The organism is Streptomyces sp. NPDC054794 (assembly GCF_053611585.1).
On sequence record NZ_JBSHAQ010000040.1, the window covers coordinates 11,445 to 29,059 of the forward strand.

A 17,615-nucleotide genomic window follows, 5' to 3' on the forward strand; every position below is an offset into this window, starting at 1 on the left:
CGCTGTACGTGACCACCCGGAGGGCCCAACTCCTCGAAATCCCAAGGGCGTCGGGGGTTCCCCCGGACGGCCGAACACGCTCGGTCAGCATCGACTGCGACCGTCCGGGACCGAGATCATCGCCTGGCGTGTCAACTTCCAGCCATCGCCGTGTCGTTCGACATATCCAAGTGATCGGAGTTCGTACAGCTTCGCGAGCGCCTCGTCCCGCGTGGTCTGCGCGCCGCGGGCGATCTCCCCGGGCGCCACGGGCCGGCCCGCCGGCAGGGCGTCCAGGACCCGACGGGCGGCGGGTCTCAGCAGGTCACGGGGCAGTACGGGGCCGCGCCTGGCCGGAGCGAGCTCGCCCATGTCGCCGACCAGTTCGACGACCTCCGCGGCGTCGGTGACCAGCACCGCCTCGCCGCGCAGCAGCTCGTGCACGCCCGCGGAGAGTCCGCTGGTGGCGGGGCCCGGGACGCCCATGGTGAACCGGCCCAGGCGCTGGGCCGCCCGCGCCGTGACCAGCGAGCCGCTGCGGTAGGCGGCCTCCACGACCACGGTGCCCCGGGTGAGCGCCGCGATCACCCGGTTGCGCAGGATGAAGCGGCTCGGGGTCGGGTGATCGCCGGGTGGCAACTCCCCCACCACCAGGCCCTGTTCCGCGATCCGGTTGATCAGTTCGGTGTGGCCGCGCGGGTAGGGCCGGTCGACCCCGCAGGCCAGGACCGCGACGGTGGCGCCGCCCGCGCCGAGGGCGCCCCGGTGGGCGGCGCCGTCGACGCCGTAGGCGCCGCCGGACACCACCACCCAGCCGCGCTCGGCGAGCCCGGCGGCCAGTGTGGACGCCATGTGGGCGCCGTACTCGGTGCAGGCCCTGGCGCCCACGAGGGCGACCGAGCCGATCGCCCACATCCGCAGGCTGGGCCGGCCGCGCACCCACAGTCCCAGGGGGCGGGTGTCGCCGAGGTCGTCGAGCTGACCGGGCCACTCGGTGTCCCCGGGGCCCACGAAGCGCACTCCCGCGGCCCGCGCGACCTCCAGATCCCGCCCGGGCTCGGCCCGCCGGGCCCGGGCCACCAGCCCGGCCCACCGCGTACCGCTCACCCCGGGCAACGGCTCCCCACCGTCCCGCAGCCGCCGCGCCACCTCCGCCACGCCCCACTCCCGCAGCCAGCGCCCGCCGGTCTCGTCACCGGGTTCGATGACACGGGTGAGGAAGACGCGAGAGAGCAGGTCGGTGTCCGGATCGTCGCCTCCGTTCACGTCAGGGCCCCGATGGCCATGGGCACGCCGCGTGGAACGCCGGTGCGGAGTTGGAGGGCCAGGGCGACGTCCGTGGCGTCGGGCCGGTCGTGACCGAGGAGATCGGCCACCGTCCAGGCGACCCGCAGGACGCGGTCGAGTCCCCGGGCGGTGAGCACGCCGCGTTCGAGGTTGCGTTCGGCCTCGTCCATGGCGCCGATCGCCGCGTGCCAGCGGCTGCGCAGTTCCCTGCCGGGCACTTCACTGTTGGTCCGCCACGGGGTTGTGGCGAGGCGCGCGGCCGCCCGCGCCCGCGCCGCCCGGACCCGGTCGGCGACCGTCGCCGTCGACTCGCCCCGGGCGCCGGGCGCGGTGAGCTGGGCCCGGGTGACGGGGTCGACCTCGACGCGCAGGTCGACGCGGTCGAGCAGGGGTCCGGACAGCCGTGCCTGATAGCGGCGGATCGTCGACGGAGGACACTCGCACAGCGTGTCCCGCTGCGAGAAGCGACCGCAGGGGCACGGGTTGGCCGCGAGCACCATCAGGAACCGCGCCGGGAACCGCACCACTCCCGCACTGCGGGCGATCACGACGTGCCCCGACTCCAGGGGCTGCCGCAGGGCGTCGAGGGTCTGGCTGTGGAACTCCGGCGCCTCGTCCAGGAACAGCACTCCCCGGTGGGCGAGCGACACGGCACCGGGGCGGGCGATGCCGGGACCGCCGCCGACGAGCGACTGCATCGTCGCCGAGTGGTGCGGGGCGCAGTACGGCGCGACGTCGATGAGGGGCTTGCCCGGGGGCAGCAGCCCGGCCACCGAGTGCACCGCCGTGACCTCCAGGGAGTCCACGCGGCTGAGCCGGGGCAGCACGGCGGGCAGGCGCTCCGCGAGCATGGTCTTGCCCGCGCCGGGCGGGCCTTCCAGGAAGAGGTGATGCCCGCCCGCGGCGGCCACCTCCACGGCCGTCCGTGCCGAGAGCTGGCCGACGACGTCGGCGAGGTCGTGGTCCTGGTCGTGCTGCGCGGCGCGCAGGCTGTGCATGCCGGTGGCCGCCCCGGTGCCGGGCACCCGCAGGCCGGCCAGGAGCGGGTCCGGGCGGCCCTGAGCATCCGGCTCCTCCTCGGGCACCGGCTCGTCCGTCAGGACGGCGATGAGCTGGCGCAGGCTGCGGATGCCGAGCACCGACACCCCCGGCACCAGTGAGGCCTCGGCAGCGGCGCATTCCGGCACCACCACCTGCTCGTATCCGGCGTCGGCCGCGGCGAGCACCGCGGGCAGGATGCCCCGGACCGGACGCACCCGGCCGTCCAGCCCCAGCTCGCCGATCATCACGATGTCGGTGAGCACGTGCGGATCGATCCGCTCGGCCGCGCCGAGCACCGCGCAGGCGATGGCCAGGTCGAAGCCGGAGCCCGCCTTGGGCACCGACGCGGGGCTGAGACCGACCGTGAGCTTCTTCTGCGGCCATTCGCCGCCCGAGTTCACGACGGCCGCCCGCACCCGGTCACGGCTCTCGGTCAGACTCTTGTCCGGCAACCCCACCAACGTGAACGCCGCGACCCCGGGCTCCAGGTCCGCCTGGACCTCGACCACCACGCCTTCGACGCCGACCAGCGCGACCGAGCACGTACGGGCGAATCCCATGTCAGGCCACCCCCCGCGCGTGCTCGACGACGGGTGCGCCGCGGTCGGGGAGCAGGATGCCGATCAGGTCGATGCGGACGCCGCCGGGCGGGGCGCCGCCATGGGCCTGGATCCAGCGTTCTGCCAGGTCGCGCAGCCGGGCCGCCTTCTCCGGGGTCACCGCGGCCATCGGATGCTCGTAGCCACCGTCGCGCCGGGTCTTCACCTCGCAGACGACCAGCGCGTCGCCGTCCCGGGCCACGATGTCGATCTCCCCGGACCGGCCGCAGCGCCAGTTGCGCTCCAGGACCGTCATGCCGGCCCCGGTCAGCCGGCGCGCGGCCAGCTCCTCGCCGTACCTGCCGAGTGCACTGCGTGCGTTCATGTCGGCACCACCTCCGGCGCCAACCGTCCCGCGCCCCGCCAAGAGAAGTGGATCTTGGTGGGTTACTCAGCGGTTGTGGACAACTCCGTCACCCGCTCGGGAGCTCCAGGTCGCTCTTGTTCAGCTCTTCGATGTTCACGTCCTTGAACGTCAGGACACGCACCTGCTTCACGAAGCGAGCCGGCCGGTACATGTCCCAGACCCAGGCGTCGGCCATCGAGACCTCGAAGAACACCTCGCCCTGGACCGAGTGCACCTGCATCTCGTAGTCGTTGGTGAGGTAGAAGCGCCGCTCGGTCTCGATCACGTATTTGAACAGACCGACGACATCGCGGTACTCCCGGTAGAGCTTGAGCTCCATCTCGGTCTCGTACTTTTCGAGGTCCTCGGCGCTCATGGCATGTTCCCCTTCAGCCGTGCGATCCCACCATTGTGCGCCAGTCTCGCGCGCCCCTAGACGATTTCCGTGTCAAGGGTGACGGGCTTGGCCGGGGGACCTTCGTCGAGCAGCCTGCGCAGCAGCTCGGCGAGTCTGGTCGGATACACCGTCTCATGCGCCCGGGTCAGTTCCTGACACGTCCACCATCGCGCACCCGCGACACTGCGTCGCTCCAGTTCCGTCAGACCCGCGGCCGCGGGCACCACACTGGGCGTATCGGTCGTCCGGGCCAGGTAGTACCACTCGTCCTGGTCCCAGCGGCGGCCGGCGAACGGGAAGGAACACCTGCGCCGCCACAGCACCGGACCGAGTTCGACCTCGGTGATGCCGGTCTCCTCGACGAGTTCCCGCAGCGCGGCCTCCTCCCGGGTCTCCTCGCCCTCCACACCGCCGCCGGGCGTGAACCACCACTCGTCGGCCGGGTCGTCCGGTTCGTGGCCGTTGAGGAGCAGGATGCGGTCCTCGGGGTCGAGCAGCACCACCCGGGCGACCTGGCGCGGGCCGCCCTCGGGCTCGCCCTGGGCGGGGCCCGTGGCGGCCGTCCCGTCCGCGTCCGTGGCCTCAGCCGGCACTGACGGGCTCCGTCCGCGAACGGGCGCGGGAGCGGCCCATCCGCTTGGCGATCGGGCCGTAAGCGCCGCCGCCGAGGACGAGCACGGCGCCGCCGACGACCATGAGGACGATGATGCGCAGCGGGCCGGGCTGGGAGAGGGCACCGAGGGTCTCGAAGCCGGTGGGCTGCTTCAGCATGCCGTTCATCGGCCAGACGACGGCGTCCACGCGGGCGCTCACGGCACTGCGCGCGACGGTGCCGCTGGCCGCGTCGGTGAGGTGGGCGGTGGAGTCCAGGGAGCCCTGGCGCTCGTCACCGAGGAGGAAGAGCCGGCCCTGGGGCACCTTGACCGTCGGGAAGTTCTTGATCTCGGCCAGGCTGCCCTTGGGCAGATACGGTTCCTCGATCTGCTTGCCGTTGACGGTCAGCTTGCCCTCGGTGCAGCAGGAGACCGTGTCACCGCCGACCGCGACGACGCGCTTGACCACGTTCGCGTTGGTGACCCAGGACTTGTCGCGGAAGACGACGACGTCACCGCGGCGCACCTCGCCGCCGTCGACGCGCTGGGCCAGGACGCGGTCGCCGATGTTGATCGTCGGCGCCATCGAACTGGTGGGCACGGTGTACGGCCGGTAGACCACCGCCGCCCATCCGAACCCCGCGAGGAACAGCACCAGGCCCAGCGCCACGGCCAGACCGGACAGTATGCCGCCCAGATTGGTGTTCGACTTCCCGTTGTCGTGTCCAGCAGCTGCCACGTCCACTCCCATTCCACGGTCCGCGCCGGGAACCATATCGCGCGACGAAAAAAACCGCCGTGATCTCCCCGAGATCTTGGATCACGGGGAGAGCACGGCGGCCTCGGCGTGTGGGGCAGTCCTGCGGCGGCGGACGCCTACTTGTCCAGACCCTGCTGGTCGAACGTGTCGGGCACCGGCAGGGTGCCCCAGCGGTTGATCGGCCAGGCCTTCACGATCGCGCGGCCGACGACGTCGTCGACCGGCACCATGCCGTGGTACTTGTCGTCCTGGTTGTACCGCGAGTCGCGCGAGTTCTGCCGGTGGTCGCCCATGACCCAGATGAAGCCCTTGGGCACCTTGACCTTGAACTGACCGCCGGTGGTGTCGTCGGTGCACGGCGTGTTGCCGGGGTACACATACGGCTCGTTCAGCGCCTTGCCGTTGACCTTCAGCGGGCCGGTCCCCTGGCACTCGACCGTGTCGCCGCCGACCCCGATCACGCGCTTGATCAGGTCCTTCTCCTCCGCCGAGGGCATCAGACCGATCCAGCTGAGCGCCTTCTGCACGGCGTTGGGCTCGGGCGTCGGCTCGCCCCTCAGCCAGTTGCCGGGGTCATGGAAGACGACGACCTCGCCGCGCTCGGGCTCGGAGCCGAACCACGGGGTCAGCTTGTCGACCAGGACACGGTCGCCCCGCTGCAGGGTGTTCTGCATCGAGTCGGACGGGATCGAGAACGCCTGCACCAGGAAGGTCTTGATCAGCAGCGCCAGCACCAGGGCGATGACGATCAGGATCGGCAGCTCCTTCCAGAAGGAGCGCGGCTTGTTCGGCTTGGACGCCGAGCCGCCGGGGCCCTCGCCGTCGCCGTTCGCGTTCGTCCGGGACGGGCCACCGGACTCCATGCCGTCCCCATCCGCTCCGGAAGCGTTCCCGGAGGTCATGGCGCCGTCCGCCGCGGGGACCTTGTCTTCCGCGGGGTGCCCGCGATGCTCCTCGCCGTCGTGCCCGGATCGAGCGCCAACCGCCACATCCCCCACGCCAACTCCTTACTCTGTGCCGCCGCCTGCCCCATAGTCGGTGCAGGCCCACCACTCCCATAACGAGCGGGAGTTCCGCAGGGGTCGGGAGTTCGGTCATTGCCTTCGGATCGTCAGGGGCAACCCTATGCGACGGCGGAGGGGCCGCAGTCGTCCCCGACACGGAGTCGGCAACGCTTGCGAAGGTTTTAGGTTCCTGCAGGCTCGTCCAGTGCCCGAAGGGCCAACCGATCCATCTGGCCCGGCCGACCACCGAATCCACGGAGACGGTGCCCTTGTAGGCCGTGTTCTGGTGGAAACGGGAGTCCGCGGAGTCACCCCGGTGATCGCCCATCACCCACAGGCGCCCCTCGGGCACCGTGACGTCGAAGGGGCTCAGGGAGGGGGCGTTGCCGGGATAGAGATAGTCCCCTTCCGTGAGCGGCACGCCGTTGACGGTGACCCGGCCCTGCGCGTCGCAGCACTTGACGTGGTCACCGCCCACGCCGATGACGCGCTTGATGAGGTCCTTCTCGTTGTCGGAGGGCAGCAGGCCGATGAAGGTGAGGCCTTCCTTGAACTGCTTGACGACGACGGGGTCGTTCTTCTTGGCCGTCTGTTCGTCGTTGAGCCAGCCGCCCGGGTCGTGGAACACGACGACGTCCCCGCGCTGCGGCTTGGAGCCGAACCACGGGGTGAGCTTGTCGACCAGGACGCGGTCGCCGATCCGGATCGTCTGCTCCATGGAGCCCGACGGGATGACGAACGCCTGGACGAGGAAGGTCTTCAGGACGAGCGCTATCAGGACGGCCACACCGACCAGGAGCGGGATCTCCCGGACGGCCGAGTGCCTGCGCTTGCGCTTGACCTTGCGCTGGAGCTTGCGGCGCTCCGCGCGGGTACGGCCGCCGGACGAGGAGGAGGCGCGCCGGACCCCGGTGGGCAGCAGGTTGTCGGCGGCGTTGCCGACCACCCCGCGCGGCTTGCCACGGTTACCCATGCGCACCCTCCCCGACGGCTGCGGGCACGTGCGCGTAGGCGGCGGGACGCCGGATGCGCGTCCAGTGGCCGTACGGCCAGGCGATCCAGTCGGCCCGGCCGATCACGTCGCCGACGGGGACCATGCCGCCGCCGGGCGAGCCCAGGTGGTCGCGGGAGTCGCTGGAGTCGCTGCGGTGGTCGCCGAGGAGGAAGAGCCTGCCTTCGGGCACGACGACGTCGAAGGGCACAGTGGACGCGCGGTCCCCGGGATGGAGGAACGCCGTCTCGTCGACCGGCCGGCCGTTCACTTCGATCCTCGCCTTCTTGTCGCAGCACACCACGTGGTCTCCCCCTACACCCACAACGCGCTTGATGTAGTCGGCGTCCCCGAAATACCCGGTGCCGTCGAACACGACGACATCGCCGCGCCGCGGCTCGGCACCGAAACGGTACGCCAACTTATTTACGAGAACGCGGTCTCCGATCCTCAATCCCTGCTCCATGGATCCGCTGGGAATCTGGAACGGCTGCACCACGAACGTGTTGAGGAGCAGCAGGAACGCCAGGCAGACGAAGACGGTGAGGGTGATCCGTCCGCCCGGCACCAGATCGGCGAGCCGCGGCACCAACGCGAAACGCGACCGTCCCTCCGGACCTCGCGTGGCGGGGCGGGAGGAGCGGTCGCGCTCCGTCGGCTGTGCTTCGGTGTCCATCGGGGCCAGATGCTATCCGGCCCCGCTGCGAACTCCGAGGACCGCTCAGTTCTCGCGCTTCTCCTTGATCTTCGCGGCCTTGCCGCGCAGGTCGCGCAGGTAGTACAGCTTGGCGCGACGCACGTCACCACGGGTGACGAGCTCGATCTTCTCGACGATCGGGGTGTGCACCGGGAAGGTGCGCTCGACGCCGACGGAGAACGAGACCTTGCGGACCGTGAAGGTCTCACGGACACCGGAGCCCTGGCGGCGGATCACAACGCCCTTGAACTGCTGCACACGGGAGCGGTTGCCCTCGATGACGCGGACGTGGACGTTGACGGTGTCACCCGGACGGAAGGCCGGGATGTCGCTGCGCAGCGAGGCGGAGTCGACGGAGTCGAGCAGGTGAGACATTTCGTCTGCTTTCTTCGCTGATGCCACAGGTCATCAACGGCAACTAGGTTTCCATGAGGACTGCCGTGCGGGTCGGGGCGGACGTCGTGTCCCCCTGCGGCAGGGGCGCACGCCGGACGGACGCACAGCAGCGGTCTATTCTTCCACGCCCTCTGGCCTGCGCCAAAATCGACCGTACGGCTCGCCGTCCGGGTCGGGGGCCCAGCCCAGGATGGAGAGCATCTCGCGGTCCTTCTTGTCGAAGGCCTTGGGGTCGCAACGTTCGATGAGGTCGGGCCGGTGGGCGGTCGTACGCCGCAGGGCCTCGTCCCGGCGCCAGCGGGCGATCTTCCCGTGGTGGCCGCTGAGCAGCACGTCCGGGATGTCACGGCCGCGCCAGACGGGCGGTTTGGTGTAGACGGGGCCCTCCAGGAGGCTCGCCATCGCGCCGGGCGCGAAGGAGTCGTCCCGGTGGGACTCGGCGTTGCCGAGGACGCCGGGCAGCAGCCTGGCCACGGCCTCCGTGATCACCAGGACGGCCGCCTCGCCGCCGGCCAGGACGTAGTCCCCGATGGACACCTCGTACACCGGCATCCGGGTGGCGTACTCGTCCATGACGCGCCGGTCGATGCCCTCGTAGCGGGCCGGCGTGAAGATCAGCCAGGGGCGCTCGGAGAGCTCCACGGCCAGCTCCTGGGTGAAGGGGCGGCCGCTGGGGGTCGGGACGATCAGCGCGGGCGCGCGGGAGCCCGTCTCGTAGCCGTCGGCGAGGACGGAGTCCAGGGCGTCACCCCAGGGGTCGGTCTTCATGACCATGCCGGGGCCGCCGCCGTACGGCGTGTCGTCGACGGTGTTGTGCCGGTCGTACGTCCACCCGCGCAGGTCGTGCACGTGCACGTTCAGCCGGCCACGCGCGCGTGCCTTGCCGACCAGGGAGACGTTCAGCGGTTCCAGGTACTCGGGGAAGATCGTGACGACGTCGAGGCGCATTACGCCTCGTCCCGCGAGGACGCGATCTCGGCCCGGTCGTCGATCAGGCCGGGCGGAGGCGTGATGACCGCCTTCTGCTCCTCCAGGTCGATCTCGGTGACGATCTCCTCCACGAAGGGGATCATCACCTCGCTGCCGTCGGGCCGCTCCACGATGAACAGGTCCTGGGAGGGCAGGTGCGAGATCTCCGTGATCCGGCCGACCTCCGTGCCGTCCTCGGTGACCACGTCGAGGTCGATGAGCTGGTGGTCGTAGTACTCGTCCTCGTCCTCCGGCAGCACCTCCGGATCGATCTCGGCGATCAGGAGGGTGTTGCGCAGGGTCTCGGCGGCGTTGCGGTCGCCGAAGCCCTCGAAGCGCAGGAGGAGGCGGCCGCTGTGGACGCGGCCGGTCTCGATGGTGAGCGGGCCCGCGGATGCGGGATCGGTGGCCAATACGGCGCCGGGTGCGAGCCTGAGCTCGGGCTCGTCGGTGCGTACCTCCACGGTGACCTCGCCCTTGATGCCGTGGGCGCGGCCGATCCGTGCGACTACGAGCTGCACTGTGCTTGATCTCCTGTCATACGACTGCGGGCCGGGGACGGCCCAGAGGCCCTCCCCGGCCCGAGCCGGTGCTGCGAAACGTCAGCGGACGTGGTCCACGTCGACGAGGTCGACGCGGACGCCGCGGCCGCCGATGGCGCCCACGACGGTGCGCAGGGCACGCGCGGTGCGGCCGTTGCGGCCGATCACCTTGCCGAGGTCCTCGGGGTGAACCCGAACCTCCAGCACGCGCCCGCGGCGCAGGTTGCGCGAGGCGACCTGCACATCGTCCGGGTTGTCGACGATGCCCTTCACGAGGTGCTCAAGCGCCTCTTCGAGCATGCTGCTCAGGCCTCGGTCGACTCGGACTCAGCCGCGGCCTCGTCCTTCTTCTCAGCCTTCTTCTTCTGGGTGATCGCCTCACCCTTGCCCTCGTCCTCACCCGCGAGGGCCTCGAACGACGGACGCGCGGCCTTCGGGGCGGCGACGAGCAGCGGCGCCGGGGCGGGCTCGCCCTTGAACTTCTGCCAGTCGCCGGTCTTCTTCAGGATGGCGAGGACGGGCTCGGTCGGCTGCGCGCCGACACCCAGCCAGTACGCCACGCGCTCGGCGTCCACCTCGATGACCGACGGGTTGTAGGTCGGGTGGTACTTGCCGATCTCCTCGATCGCACGGCCGTCACGACGGGTGCGGGAGTCGGCGACGACGATGCGGTAGTGAGGCGAACGGATCTTGCCCAGACGCTTCAGCTTGATCTTGACTGCCACGGGAGTGGATTCTCCTGGATTTGACGTGGTTGGGCACGGCGAGAATGCCGCGTGGGGATGCGGTACCCGAGTGCCCGACGGACGCGTCAGCCGGAGGAGAGAGGGGTCCTGTGCGGCTGTCGAGTACAGCTAGCCATTGTGCCATACGCGGCGGGCCGCTCTCGGCCGAGGGTCCGTGCGGTGCGGCAGGTACGTCAGGGCACGCCGGAGCGGCACCCGGCGTGGAGGTGAGGTCACGTCGGGTGCGTTGCCCGGCACCGGCACATTGCGGGCCAGTGGACCGCGGCTGCCACGAGCAGTCGCGGTCTCAGCCCGCCGCGGCCCCCACGATCTCCGGGATGCGGAACGGCTTGCCGCAGCCGCCGCACACGATCGGGGCCTGGGCCAGGACCGACGGGACCACCCGGACGTTGCGGCCGCAGTCGCAGACCGCCTTGACGCGGACGCCGCCGCCGGAGGAGCCGTGTCGGGCGGCGGGGCCGCGGAAGGAGCGGGTGGTGTCGGCGGACGTGGCCACCACATGGGCCTTCAGGGCGCGCTGCAGCCGTTCCATGGTCGGCCGGTAGCGCCGCTTCGCCTCGGGGTTGAGCGTGACCAGCGAGAAGCCGCTGCTGGGGTGCGGCTCGTCGGGGTGGTCCAGGCCCAGTTCCTCGGCGATCGCGAGGAATCTGCGGTTGTGGTAGCGGCCGGCCCGGGAGGTGTCACGGATCCCCCGGGCGGCGGCGATGCCGTGGACTGCCTCATGGAGCAGTCGTTCGAAGGAGAGTTCGTGACCGCACGCGGACGACGACTCCCCGATCAGGGACTCTGGCGCGGCAAGGTCTGGCAGCTCGGGGTGGTACCGCTGAATGTCGGCCCACGCCTGCGCCAGCTCTGCGGCGAGGACAGGTGGTGTCTGTGTCGTGCTCACGTAATGACAACGAGCGTGAGTGCCCCCGTGTTCCTATTCCGGGGCATCCCAAATAATTTGCACTTACCCGTCAGTTGCCGCTGATGCGTCCTGACGAGGGCGGGTGCGCTGATCTGCGGAGAAGCCTCACAGCTCATACCAAGCCGGTGCGTAGAGTGACGTACGCCCCGGCGCGTAGCGTTGATCCGCGCGCCGGGACAGTTGTGGTCGGCGAGTGCGCAAGAGGCGTTTCGGTCGCTCTCGTGACGCGGGCGCTACTTCAGTAAGCGCGCGCGACGACCGCGACGTTACCCGGGGCGTCCCCGTCGTCCGGAACGGACCCGTCCGCGGCGACCAGACACCGTACGGTCACCGCGTGCTCGGCCAGTTCGGCCTCGCCCCGCTCGCCGAGGACGGCCCACGGGATACGCGCCCAGCCGCCGGCGGTGACGGCCTCGACGGCCTCCCCGATCGTCGCCACGTCCGTCGTACGGGACTCGCGGCGCTCCCGGGACTGCCGCAGCAGCAGCGCCTGGTCCTCTTCCAGGATCGCCGGGAGGAGGTCCGCGAGCGCGTCGAGGGCCACCGGCTCCTTGCCGCCCGGGATGCGGCGGGCCAGCATCGCCGTGCCGTTCTCCAGGTCGCGCGGGCCGATCTCGATGCGCACCGGGATGCCCTTGAGCTCCCAGTCGACCGCGCGGCGCCCGAACGGCGTGTCGGTGCGGTCGTCGACCCGGACGCGGATCCCGGCCGCCGTCAGCCGGTCGCCGATCTCGCGGACCTTGGCCAGAACCGCCTCGTCGTCCTTGATGGCGAGGACGACGGCCTGGATCTGCGCCAGACGCGGCGGCACGCGCAGGCCGTCGTCGTCCCCGTGCGTCATCACCAGGGCGCCGATCATGCGCGTGGTCGAGCCCCAGGAGGTCTGCCAGACGTACTCCTGCGTGCCGTCCTTCGACAGATAGCGGGTGTTGAACGCCTTCGCGAAGTTCTGGCCCAGTTCATGGCTGGTGACCATCTGCAGGGCCTTGCCGTCGCCCATCATGCTTTCGAGCGTGAGGGTGTTGACGGCCCCCGCGAAGCGCTCCTTGACCGTCTTGCGGCCGGAGACGAAGTCCATCGCGAGGACGTCCTCCAGGAAGTCGCCGTAGACCTCGCGCTGGATGAGCGCGGCGAAGTCGCGCGCCTCCTCGTACGTGGCGTGCGCGGTGTGCCCCTCCTGCCACAGGAACTCGGAGGTGCGCAGGAAGAGTCGGGGACGCAGCTCCCACCGCACCACGTTCGCCCACTGGTTGATGAGCAGGGGCAGGTCGCGGTAGCTCTGCACCCACTTGGAGAAGTAGTCGTTGATGATGGTCTCGGACGTCGGGCGGACGACCGCGGGCTCCTCCAGCTCCTTGCCGCCGCCGTGCGTGACCACCGCCAGTTCGGGCGCGAACCCCTCGACGTGGTCGGCCTCCTTGGTGAGGTACGACTGCGGGATCAGCAACGGGAAGTAGGCGTTCTGCGTCCCCGTCTCCTTGATCCGGGCGTCCATCTCGGCCTGCATCCGCTCCCACAGCCCGTACCCGTACGGTCGGATCACCATGGTGCCGCGCACCGGTCCGTTGTCGGCCAACTCGGCCTTGGCGGTCAGATCCTGGTACCAGCGCGGGAAGTCGTCCGCACGGGGCGTGAGAATGGGTGCCTTCGCCATGGCGTGATGGTACGGGCTCGTATTGCGGGGATGTGAATTCTCGCCACAGGCACCGGCAACCCCGATCCGGGGACCTACGACCCCTGGACGCCGTCGCGAGCCGGGAGTTACCTGGCATACGTGGGGAGTGCGAGCGCACGGCACGGGGGCCACTGAACCGGGCACACCACCAACTCTTGGCGGATTGGGGCGCTTACCTATGACACCTACGCTCGTGCGGGACCACCTGTCTCATGCGGGATCCGCACCCCGCGTGAGCCTGGACTCACGCGCGCGTGACTGGTCGGAGATCCAGGAGCGGATGCTTGTCCCGCTCTACGAGGCCGTCTACGAGCGACTTGACGTCGGCCCCGGCACACGGTTGCTGGGCCTCGGCTGCGGATCCGGGCTCGCCCTGCTGATGGCGGCCTCCAGAGGGGCCGCGGTCACCGGCGTCGAGTCCGACCACCCCGAGCGGTTAGCCCTCGCGCGGGAGCGGCTGCTGCCCAACGCCTGGCGTGCACGCGCGCGTGCGGGCAGCCGGATCGTCGCGGGTCCACCCCGGGACGCGGCCGGCGCTAAGACGCCCGCGTACAGCCTGGTGACCGCCTTCGAGCCCATCGGGTGCCTGGCCGGCGACTCCGAGGGGCTCGGTGCGCAGCTCGCCGCCGCCACCCCGCTCGCCGAGCGCGGCACGCCGGTGGTGCTGGCCGGCTGGGGGCCGCCGGAGCGCTGCGCGACCTCGGCCGTGCTGCGGGTGGCGTCCCGGCTCGCGGATCCCGAGCGCGCGGCGCACGGCTGGCGCACCGCCCTGCGCGACGACCTGGAGGAGGTCGCCCAGCGGGCCGGGCTGCGGCCGGACGGCTCGGGGCGGGTGGCCTGCCCGTTCGGGTACGCCGACCTCGCCAGCGCCGTACGCGGCCTGTTGTCGACGGGACTGTTCGACGCGGCGATCGCGGCCACGGACCAGGAGCGGGTGGACAAGGAACTGACCGAGGCCCTGCACCCGCACCAGCGGCGGGACGGGACGGTGTGGATGCCGAACGTGTTCCGCTACCTGATCGCCCGGACGCCCTAGGCGGCGGACGTCCTGGGCGCGGACCTCCCGGACGCCCTAGGCGTCCGCGTTCTTCGTCAGGCGGGTGATGCCCGCGATCCGGTACGCGTCCGCCTCCTCCAGCGTCTCGTTCTCCAGCAGCGCCTCGGCCAGGGCGTCCAGCTTGCCCCGGTGCTCGCGGAGCTTGTCGCGGGCCTCCTCGTAGCACTCGTCGACGATCCGGCGCATCTCCGCGTCGATCACGTCGAGCGTCTGCGGGGCGGCGGCGAGGCCGTACGCCTGCTGGGCGTCGCTGGGCAGGGCGGAGAGCCGGCCGACGCGTTCGCTCATGCCCCAGCGGGCCACCATCCCGCGCGCGATGTTGGTGACCTGTTCGAGGTCGTTCTCCGCGCCGGTGGTGACGACCCCGTAGACCACCTGCTCCGCCGCCATGCCGCCCAGCGCGCCGATGATGCGTCCGCGCAGGTATCCCTCGGAGTGCGCGTACCGCTCGACCTCGGGGGTCGACATCGTCACGCCGAGCGCCCGGCCGCGCGGCACGATGGTGACCTTGCGGACGGGGTCGGCGCCGGGCTCCAGCATGCCGAGCAGGGCGTGCCCGCTCTCGTGGTACGCGGTGCGGCGGCGGTCCTCCTCGGGCATGACGAGGGTGCGTTCGGCGCCCAGTTGCACCTTCTCCAGGGCCTCGGACAGGTCCGAGCGGGTCACCTCGTCCTGCTTGCGCTTGACCGCGAGCAGCGCGGCCTCGTTGGCGAGATTGGCCAGATCCGCACCTGTCATGCCGGGGGTCGTACGGGCCAGGTGGGCCAGGTCGACGTCCCCGGAGAGCGGGATCTCGCGGGTGTGGATCCGCAGGATCGCCTCGCGGCCCCCGCGGTCCGGCGGGGCGACGTTGACCACGCGGTCGAAGCGGCCGGGCCGGGTCAGCGCGGGGTCGAGGATGTCGGCGCGGTTGGTCGCCGCGATGACGATCACGCCCTCCGAGCCGGAGAAGCCGTCCATCTCCGTGAGGATCTGGTTCAGCGTCTGCTCGCGCTCGTCGTGGCCGCTCACCGAGGGGCCGCCGCCGCGCTGCCGGCCGATCGTGTCGATCTCGTCGATGAAGATGATCGACGGCGCCACCTTGCGGGCCTCGGCGAACAGTTCGCGCACCCGGGACGCGCCGACACCGACGATCATCTCGATGAACTCGGAGGCGGAGGCGGAGAAGAACGGCACACCCGCCTCGCCCGCGACGGCCCGGGCCAGCAGGGTCTTGCCGGTGCCCGGCGGACCCGCGAGCAGCACGCCTCTCGGCATCTTCGCGCCCATCTTGCGATAGGCGTCGGGGTGCTCCAGGAAGTCGACGACGTCGTCGAGCTCGCCCTTGACCTCGTCGATGCCCGCCACGTCCGCGAACGTCGTGCGCTCGGTGCCGGGCCGCAGCTCGACCGGTTTGGGCGGCTCCTTGCGGCCGAACATTCCGCCCGCACCGCCCAGTCCGGCGCCGATGCGCCGGGCGAAGAAGATCCACACGCCGACCAGCAGCACGATCGGCACCAGCGAGAGCAGCAGGTTGGACACCAGGCTGCGCTCCTGCACGACCGGCTGTGCGGTCACCTGGACGCCGTGGCCGGTCAGGCTCTTCCACAGGTTGTCGGACGCGAAGGCCGGGCGCTGTGTCCGGAACTTGGTGTATTCGCCGCCGCCCTCGGGATTGCTCCGGGCGGTCTTGAGCTGGCCCTGGATCGCGTCGCCCTTGGAGTAGATCCTGGCGACGTTGCCGGCGTCGACCTGCCGGCTGAACTCCGTGTACGAGATCGTCGGCTCGTTGCCCTGGCCGAGGTAGTTGAGCCCCACGTAGGCCAGCACGAACACCACGAGCGCGGCGAAGACCAGGCCCCACCACTTGCCGCGCAGCCGTCTGCCCCCGGGCCGCCGGGGCGACTCGTCCGGGGTGCCCTCGGAGCGCCACGGCTGGTCAGGTGCCTTGCGGGGTGGCGCGGCATTGCTCATATCTGGACGTTACGGCACATGGCGGACCTCGGCACGCGCTGAGGGCGCCCCTCCCGGAAGAAGGGCGCCCTCAGTGCCGTACGCATGTCAGCCCATGCCGCATGTCAGCCCATGAACTTCTTGAACTCGTCCGGCAGCTCGAACTCCTCACCGCCCTGCTGCGGCAGCCCGAAAGCTCCGCCCTGGGCGGCCGCCTCGCGGCGCTGGGCCTCCTCCAGCTCCTGCTGCTTGCGCTTCATCGGGTTGCCGGAGCGCTGCTTGCCCTTGGCCTTCTTCGGCTGCTTCTTGGCGCGGCCGGGGCCGCCGCCCATGCCCGGGATCCCCGGCATACCGGGCATGCCGCCGCCCTGGGCCATGCGGGACATCATCTTGCGGGCCTCGAAGAACCGCTCGACCAGGCCCTTGACCGCACTGACCTCTACGCCGGAACCCTTGGCGATACGGGCGCGGCGCGAACCGTTGATGATCGTCGGGTCCTGGCGCTCGCCCGGGGTCATCGACTTGATGATCGCGCCCACGCGGTCGACTTCGCGCTCGTCCAGGTTGTTGATCTGGTCCTTGATCTGGCCCATGCCCGGGAGCATGCCGAGCAGCTTGCTGATGCTGCCCATCTTCCTGACCTGCTCCATCTGGGACAGGAAGTCGTCCAGGGTGAAGTCCTGGCCCTTCTTGGACGCCAGCTTGGAGGCCATCTTGGCGGCCTCTTCCTGGCTGAACGTCTTCTCCGCCTGCTCGATCAGGGTGAGCAGGTCACCCAGGTCGAGGATGCGGGAGGCCATCCGGTCCGGGTGGAACGCGTCGAAGTCCTCCAGCTTCTCGCCGTTCGACGCGAACATGATCGGCTTGCCGGTGACCTGGCGGATCGACAGGGCGGCACCACCGCGGGCGTCACCGTCGAGCTTGGAGAGCACCACGCCGTCGAAGCCGACGCCGTCGCGGAAGGCCTCGGCGGTGTTGACCGCGTCCTGACCGATCATCGCGTCGACGACGAAGAGGATCTCGTCCGGCGAGACCGCGTCCCGGATGTCCGCGGCCTGCTGCATCATCTCCTGGTCGATGCCCAGGCGGCCGGCGGTGTCCACGATCACGATGTCGTGGACCTTGGTCCTCGCGTGCTCGATGGAGTCCTTGGCGACCTTGACCGGGTCGCCGACGCCGTTGCCCGGCTCGGGGGCGAAGACCGCGACGCCGGCGCGCTCGGCGACGACGCTCAGCTGGTTGACGGCGTTCGGGCGCTGGAGGTCGGCGGCGACCAGCAGCGGCGAGTGGCCCTGCTCCTTCAGCCACCGGCCGAGCTTGCCCGCGAGGGTGGTCTTACCGGCACCCTGCAGACCCGCCAGCATGATCACGGTGGGGGGCTGCTTGGCGAAACGCAGCCGCCGGGTCTCGCCGCCGAGGATGGTGACCAGCTCGTCGTTGACGATCTTGAGCACCTGCTGGGCGGGGTTCAGCGCCTTGGAGACCTCGGCGCCCAGGGCGCGCTCCTTGACGTTCTTGATGAACGTCCGCACGACCGGCAGGGCCACGTCCGCTTCGAGGAGCGCGATGCGAATCTCGCGGGCCGTGGCGTCGATGTCCGCCTCGGACAACCGCCCCTTGCCGCGCAGGCTCTTGAAAGTCGCTGAGAGGCGATCGGAGAGAGTATCGAACACGGCGGCGTCGGTCCTCGGGGT

18 protein-coding genes and 1 pseudogene are annotated in these 17,615 nt (G+C 70.7%); 1 reads left to right on the top strand and 18 read right to left on the bottom strand.

Annotated features, from left to right (window positions below):
* Positions 1–84: 84 nt before the first annotated feature.
* The 16 genes and pseudogenes from dprA to proS form a co-directional block, all read right to left on the bottom strand.
* The gene (dprA, locus tag ACWGKT_RS33305; protein WP_453276580.1) at positions 85–1,245 is read right to left on the bottom strand and encodes a DNA-processing protein DprA; all 1,161 of its coding nucleotides are present in this window, start codon (positions 1,243–1,245) and stop codon (positions 85–87) included.
* Complete coding sequence (locus tag ACWGKT_RS33310; protein WP_453276581.1) at positions 1,242–2,867, bottom strand: YifB family Mg chelatase-like AAA ATPase; 1,626 nt, start codon at positions 2,865–2,867, stop codon at positions 1,242–1,244. The genes dprA and ACWGKT_RS33310 overlap by 4 nt, the downstream gene beginning before the upstream one ends.
* A 1-nt stretch (position 2,868) precedes the next feature.
* Complete coding sequence (locus ACWGKT_RS33315) at positions 2,869–3,231, bottom strand: YraN family protein (RefSeq protein ID WP_235454615.1); 363 nt, start codon at positions 3,229–3,231, stop codon at positions 2,869–2,871.
* An 88-nt stretch (positions 3,232–3,319) separates the two neighbouring features.
* Positions 3,320–3,628: a DUF2469 domain-containing protein gene (locus ACWGKT_RS33320; protein ID WP_003993268.1), complete on the bottom strand. Its 309-nt coding sequence runs from the start codon at positions 3,626–3,628 to the stop codon at positions 3,320–3,322.
* Positions 3,629–3,684: 56 nt separating this feature from the next.
* The gene (locus tag ACWGKT_RS33325) at positions 3,685–4,242 is read right to left on the bottom strand and encodes an NUDIX hydrolase (protein WP_453276582.1); all 558 of its coding nucleotides are present in this window, start codon (positions 4,240–4,242) and stop codon (positions 3,685–3,687) included.
* Positions 4,232–4,993 carry a signal peptidase I gene (gene lepB / locus ACWGKT_RS33330; RefSeq protein ID WP_453276583.1) on the bottom strand — a complete coding sequence of 254 codons (762 nt, stop codon included), beginning with the start codon at positions 4,991–4,993 and terminating at the stop codon, positions 4,232–4,234. The genes ACWGKT_RS33325 and lepB (ACWGKT_RS33330) overlap by 11 nt, the downstream gene beginning before the upstream one ends.
* 125 nt (positions 4,994–5,118) lie before the next feature.
* Positions 5,119–6,000 (bottom strand): signal peptidase I, encoded by an 882-nt coding sequence (lepB, locus tag ACWGKT_RS33335; RefSeq protein ID WP_356147046.1) that lies wholly within the window; start codon positions 5,998–6,000, stop codon positions 5,119–5,121.
* A pseudogene (lepB, locus tag ACWGKT_RS33340) lies at positions 5,891–6,979 on the bottom strand (signal peptidase I); the annotation flags it as partial. The pseudogene lepB (ACWGKT_RS33340) and the gene lepB (ACWGKT_RS33335), both read right to left, overlap by 110 nt.
* Positions 6,972–7,673: a signal peptidase I gene (gene lepB / locus ACWGKT_RS33345; protein WP_356147043.1), complete on the bottom strand. Its 702-nt coding sequence runs from the start codon at positions 7,671–7,673 to the stop codon at positions 6,972–6,974. The pseudogene lepB (ACWGKT_RS33340) and the gene lepB (ACWGKT_RS33345), both read right to left, overlap by 8 nt.
* A gap of 45 nt (positions 7,674–7,718) precedes the next feature.
* Entirely contained in the window at positions 7,719–8,069 is a 351-nt protein-coding gene (gene rplS / locus ACWGKT_RS33350) for a 50S ribosomal protein L19 (RefSeq protein ID WP_030346458.1), read from the bottom strand.
* A 135-nt stretch (positions 8,070–8,204) separates the two neighbouring features.
* A complete protein-coding gene (gene trmD, locus ACWGKT_RS33355) occupies positions 8,205–9,038 on the bottom strand; it encodes a tRNA (guanosine(37)-N1)-methyltransferase TrmD (RefSeq protein ID WP_453276584.1) in 834 nt (277 codons plus the stop codon).
* Entirely contained in the window at positions 9,038–9,580 is a 543-nt protein-coding gene (gene rimM / locus ACWGKT_RS33360) for a ribosome maturation factor RimM (protein WP_356147038.1), read from the bottom strand. Before rimM ends, trmD begins: the two co-directional genes overlap by 1 nt.
* Before the next feature lie 81 nt (positions 9,581–9,661).
* Positions 9,662–9,901, bottom strand: coding sequence for an RNA-binding protein (locus ACWGKT_RS33365; RefSeq protein ID WP_009190870.1), 240 nt, complete (start codon positions 9,899–9,901; stop codon positions 9,662–9,664).
* A 5-nt stretch (positions 9,902–9,906) separates the two neighbouring features.
* Positions 9,907–10,326 (bottom strand): 30S ribosomal protein S16, encoded by a 420-nt coding sequence (rpsP, locus tag ACWGKT_RS33370; protein WP_235454609.1) that lies wholly within the window; start codon positions 10,324–10,326, stop codon positions 9,907–9,909.
* A gap of 307 nt (positions 10,327–10,633) precedes the next feature.
* Positions 10,634–11,236 (bottom strand): hypothetical protein, encoded by a 603-nt coding sequence (locus tag ACWGKT_RS33375; RefSeq protein ID WP_356147034.1) that lies wholly within the window; start codon positions 11,234–11,236, stop codon positions 10,634–10,636.
* Between the two features lie 259 nt (positions 11,237–11,495).
* A complete protein-coding gene (proS, locus tag ACWGKT_RS33380) occupies positions 11,496–12,911 on the bottom strand; it encodes a proline--tRNA ligase (protein ID WP_453276585.1) in 1,416 nt (471 codons plus the stop codon).
* 199 nt (positions 12,912–13,110) lie between these two features.
* Here proS and ACWGKT_RS33385 point away from each other — a divergent pair, with 199 nt between their 5' ends.
* Entirely contained in the window at positions 13,111–13,968 is an 858-nt protein-coding gene (locus tag ACWGKT_RS33385; protein ID WP_453276586.1) for an SAM-dependent methyltransferase, read from the top strand.
* A gap of 36 nt (positions 13,969–14,004) precedes the next feature.
* On the opposite strand, the gene ftsH is transcribed toward ACWGKT_RS33385, so the two are convergent.
* Together ftsH and ffh are read right to left on the bottom strand one after the other, a co-directional pair.
* Positions 14,005–15,942 carry an ATP-dependent zinc metalloprotease FtsH gene (gene ftsH, locus ACWGKT_RS33390; protein WP_453276587.1) on the bottom strand — a complete coding sequence of 646 codons (1,938 nt, stop codon included), beginning with the start codon at positions 15,940–15,942 and terminating at the stop codon, positions 14,005–14,007.
* A gap of 104 nt (positions 15,943–16,046) precedes the next feature.
* Positions 16,047–17,594 carry a signal recognition particle protein gene (ffh, locus tag ACWGKT_RS33395; RefSeq protein ID WP_453276588.1) on the bottom strand — a complete coding sequence of 516 codons (1,548 nt, stop codon included), beginning with the start codon at positions 17,592–17,594 and terminating at the stop codon, positions 16,047–16,049.
* Between the last annotated feature and the right edge of the window lie 21 nt (positions 17,595–17,615).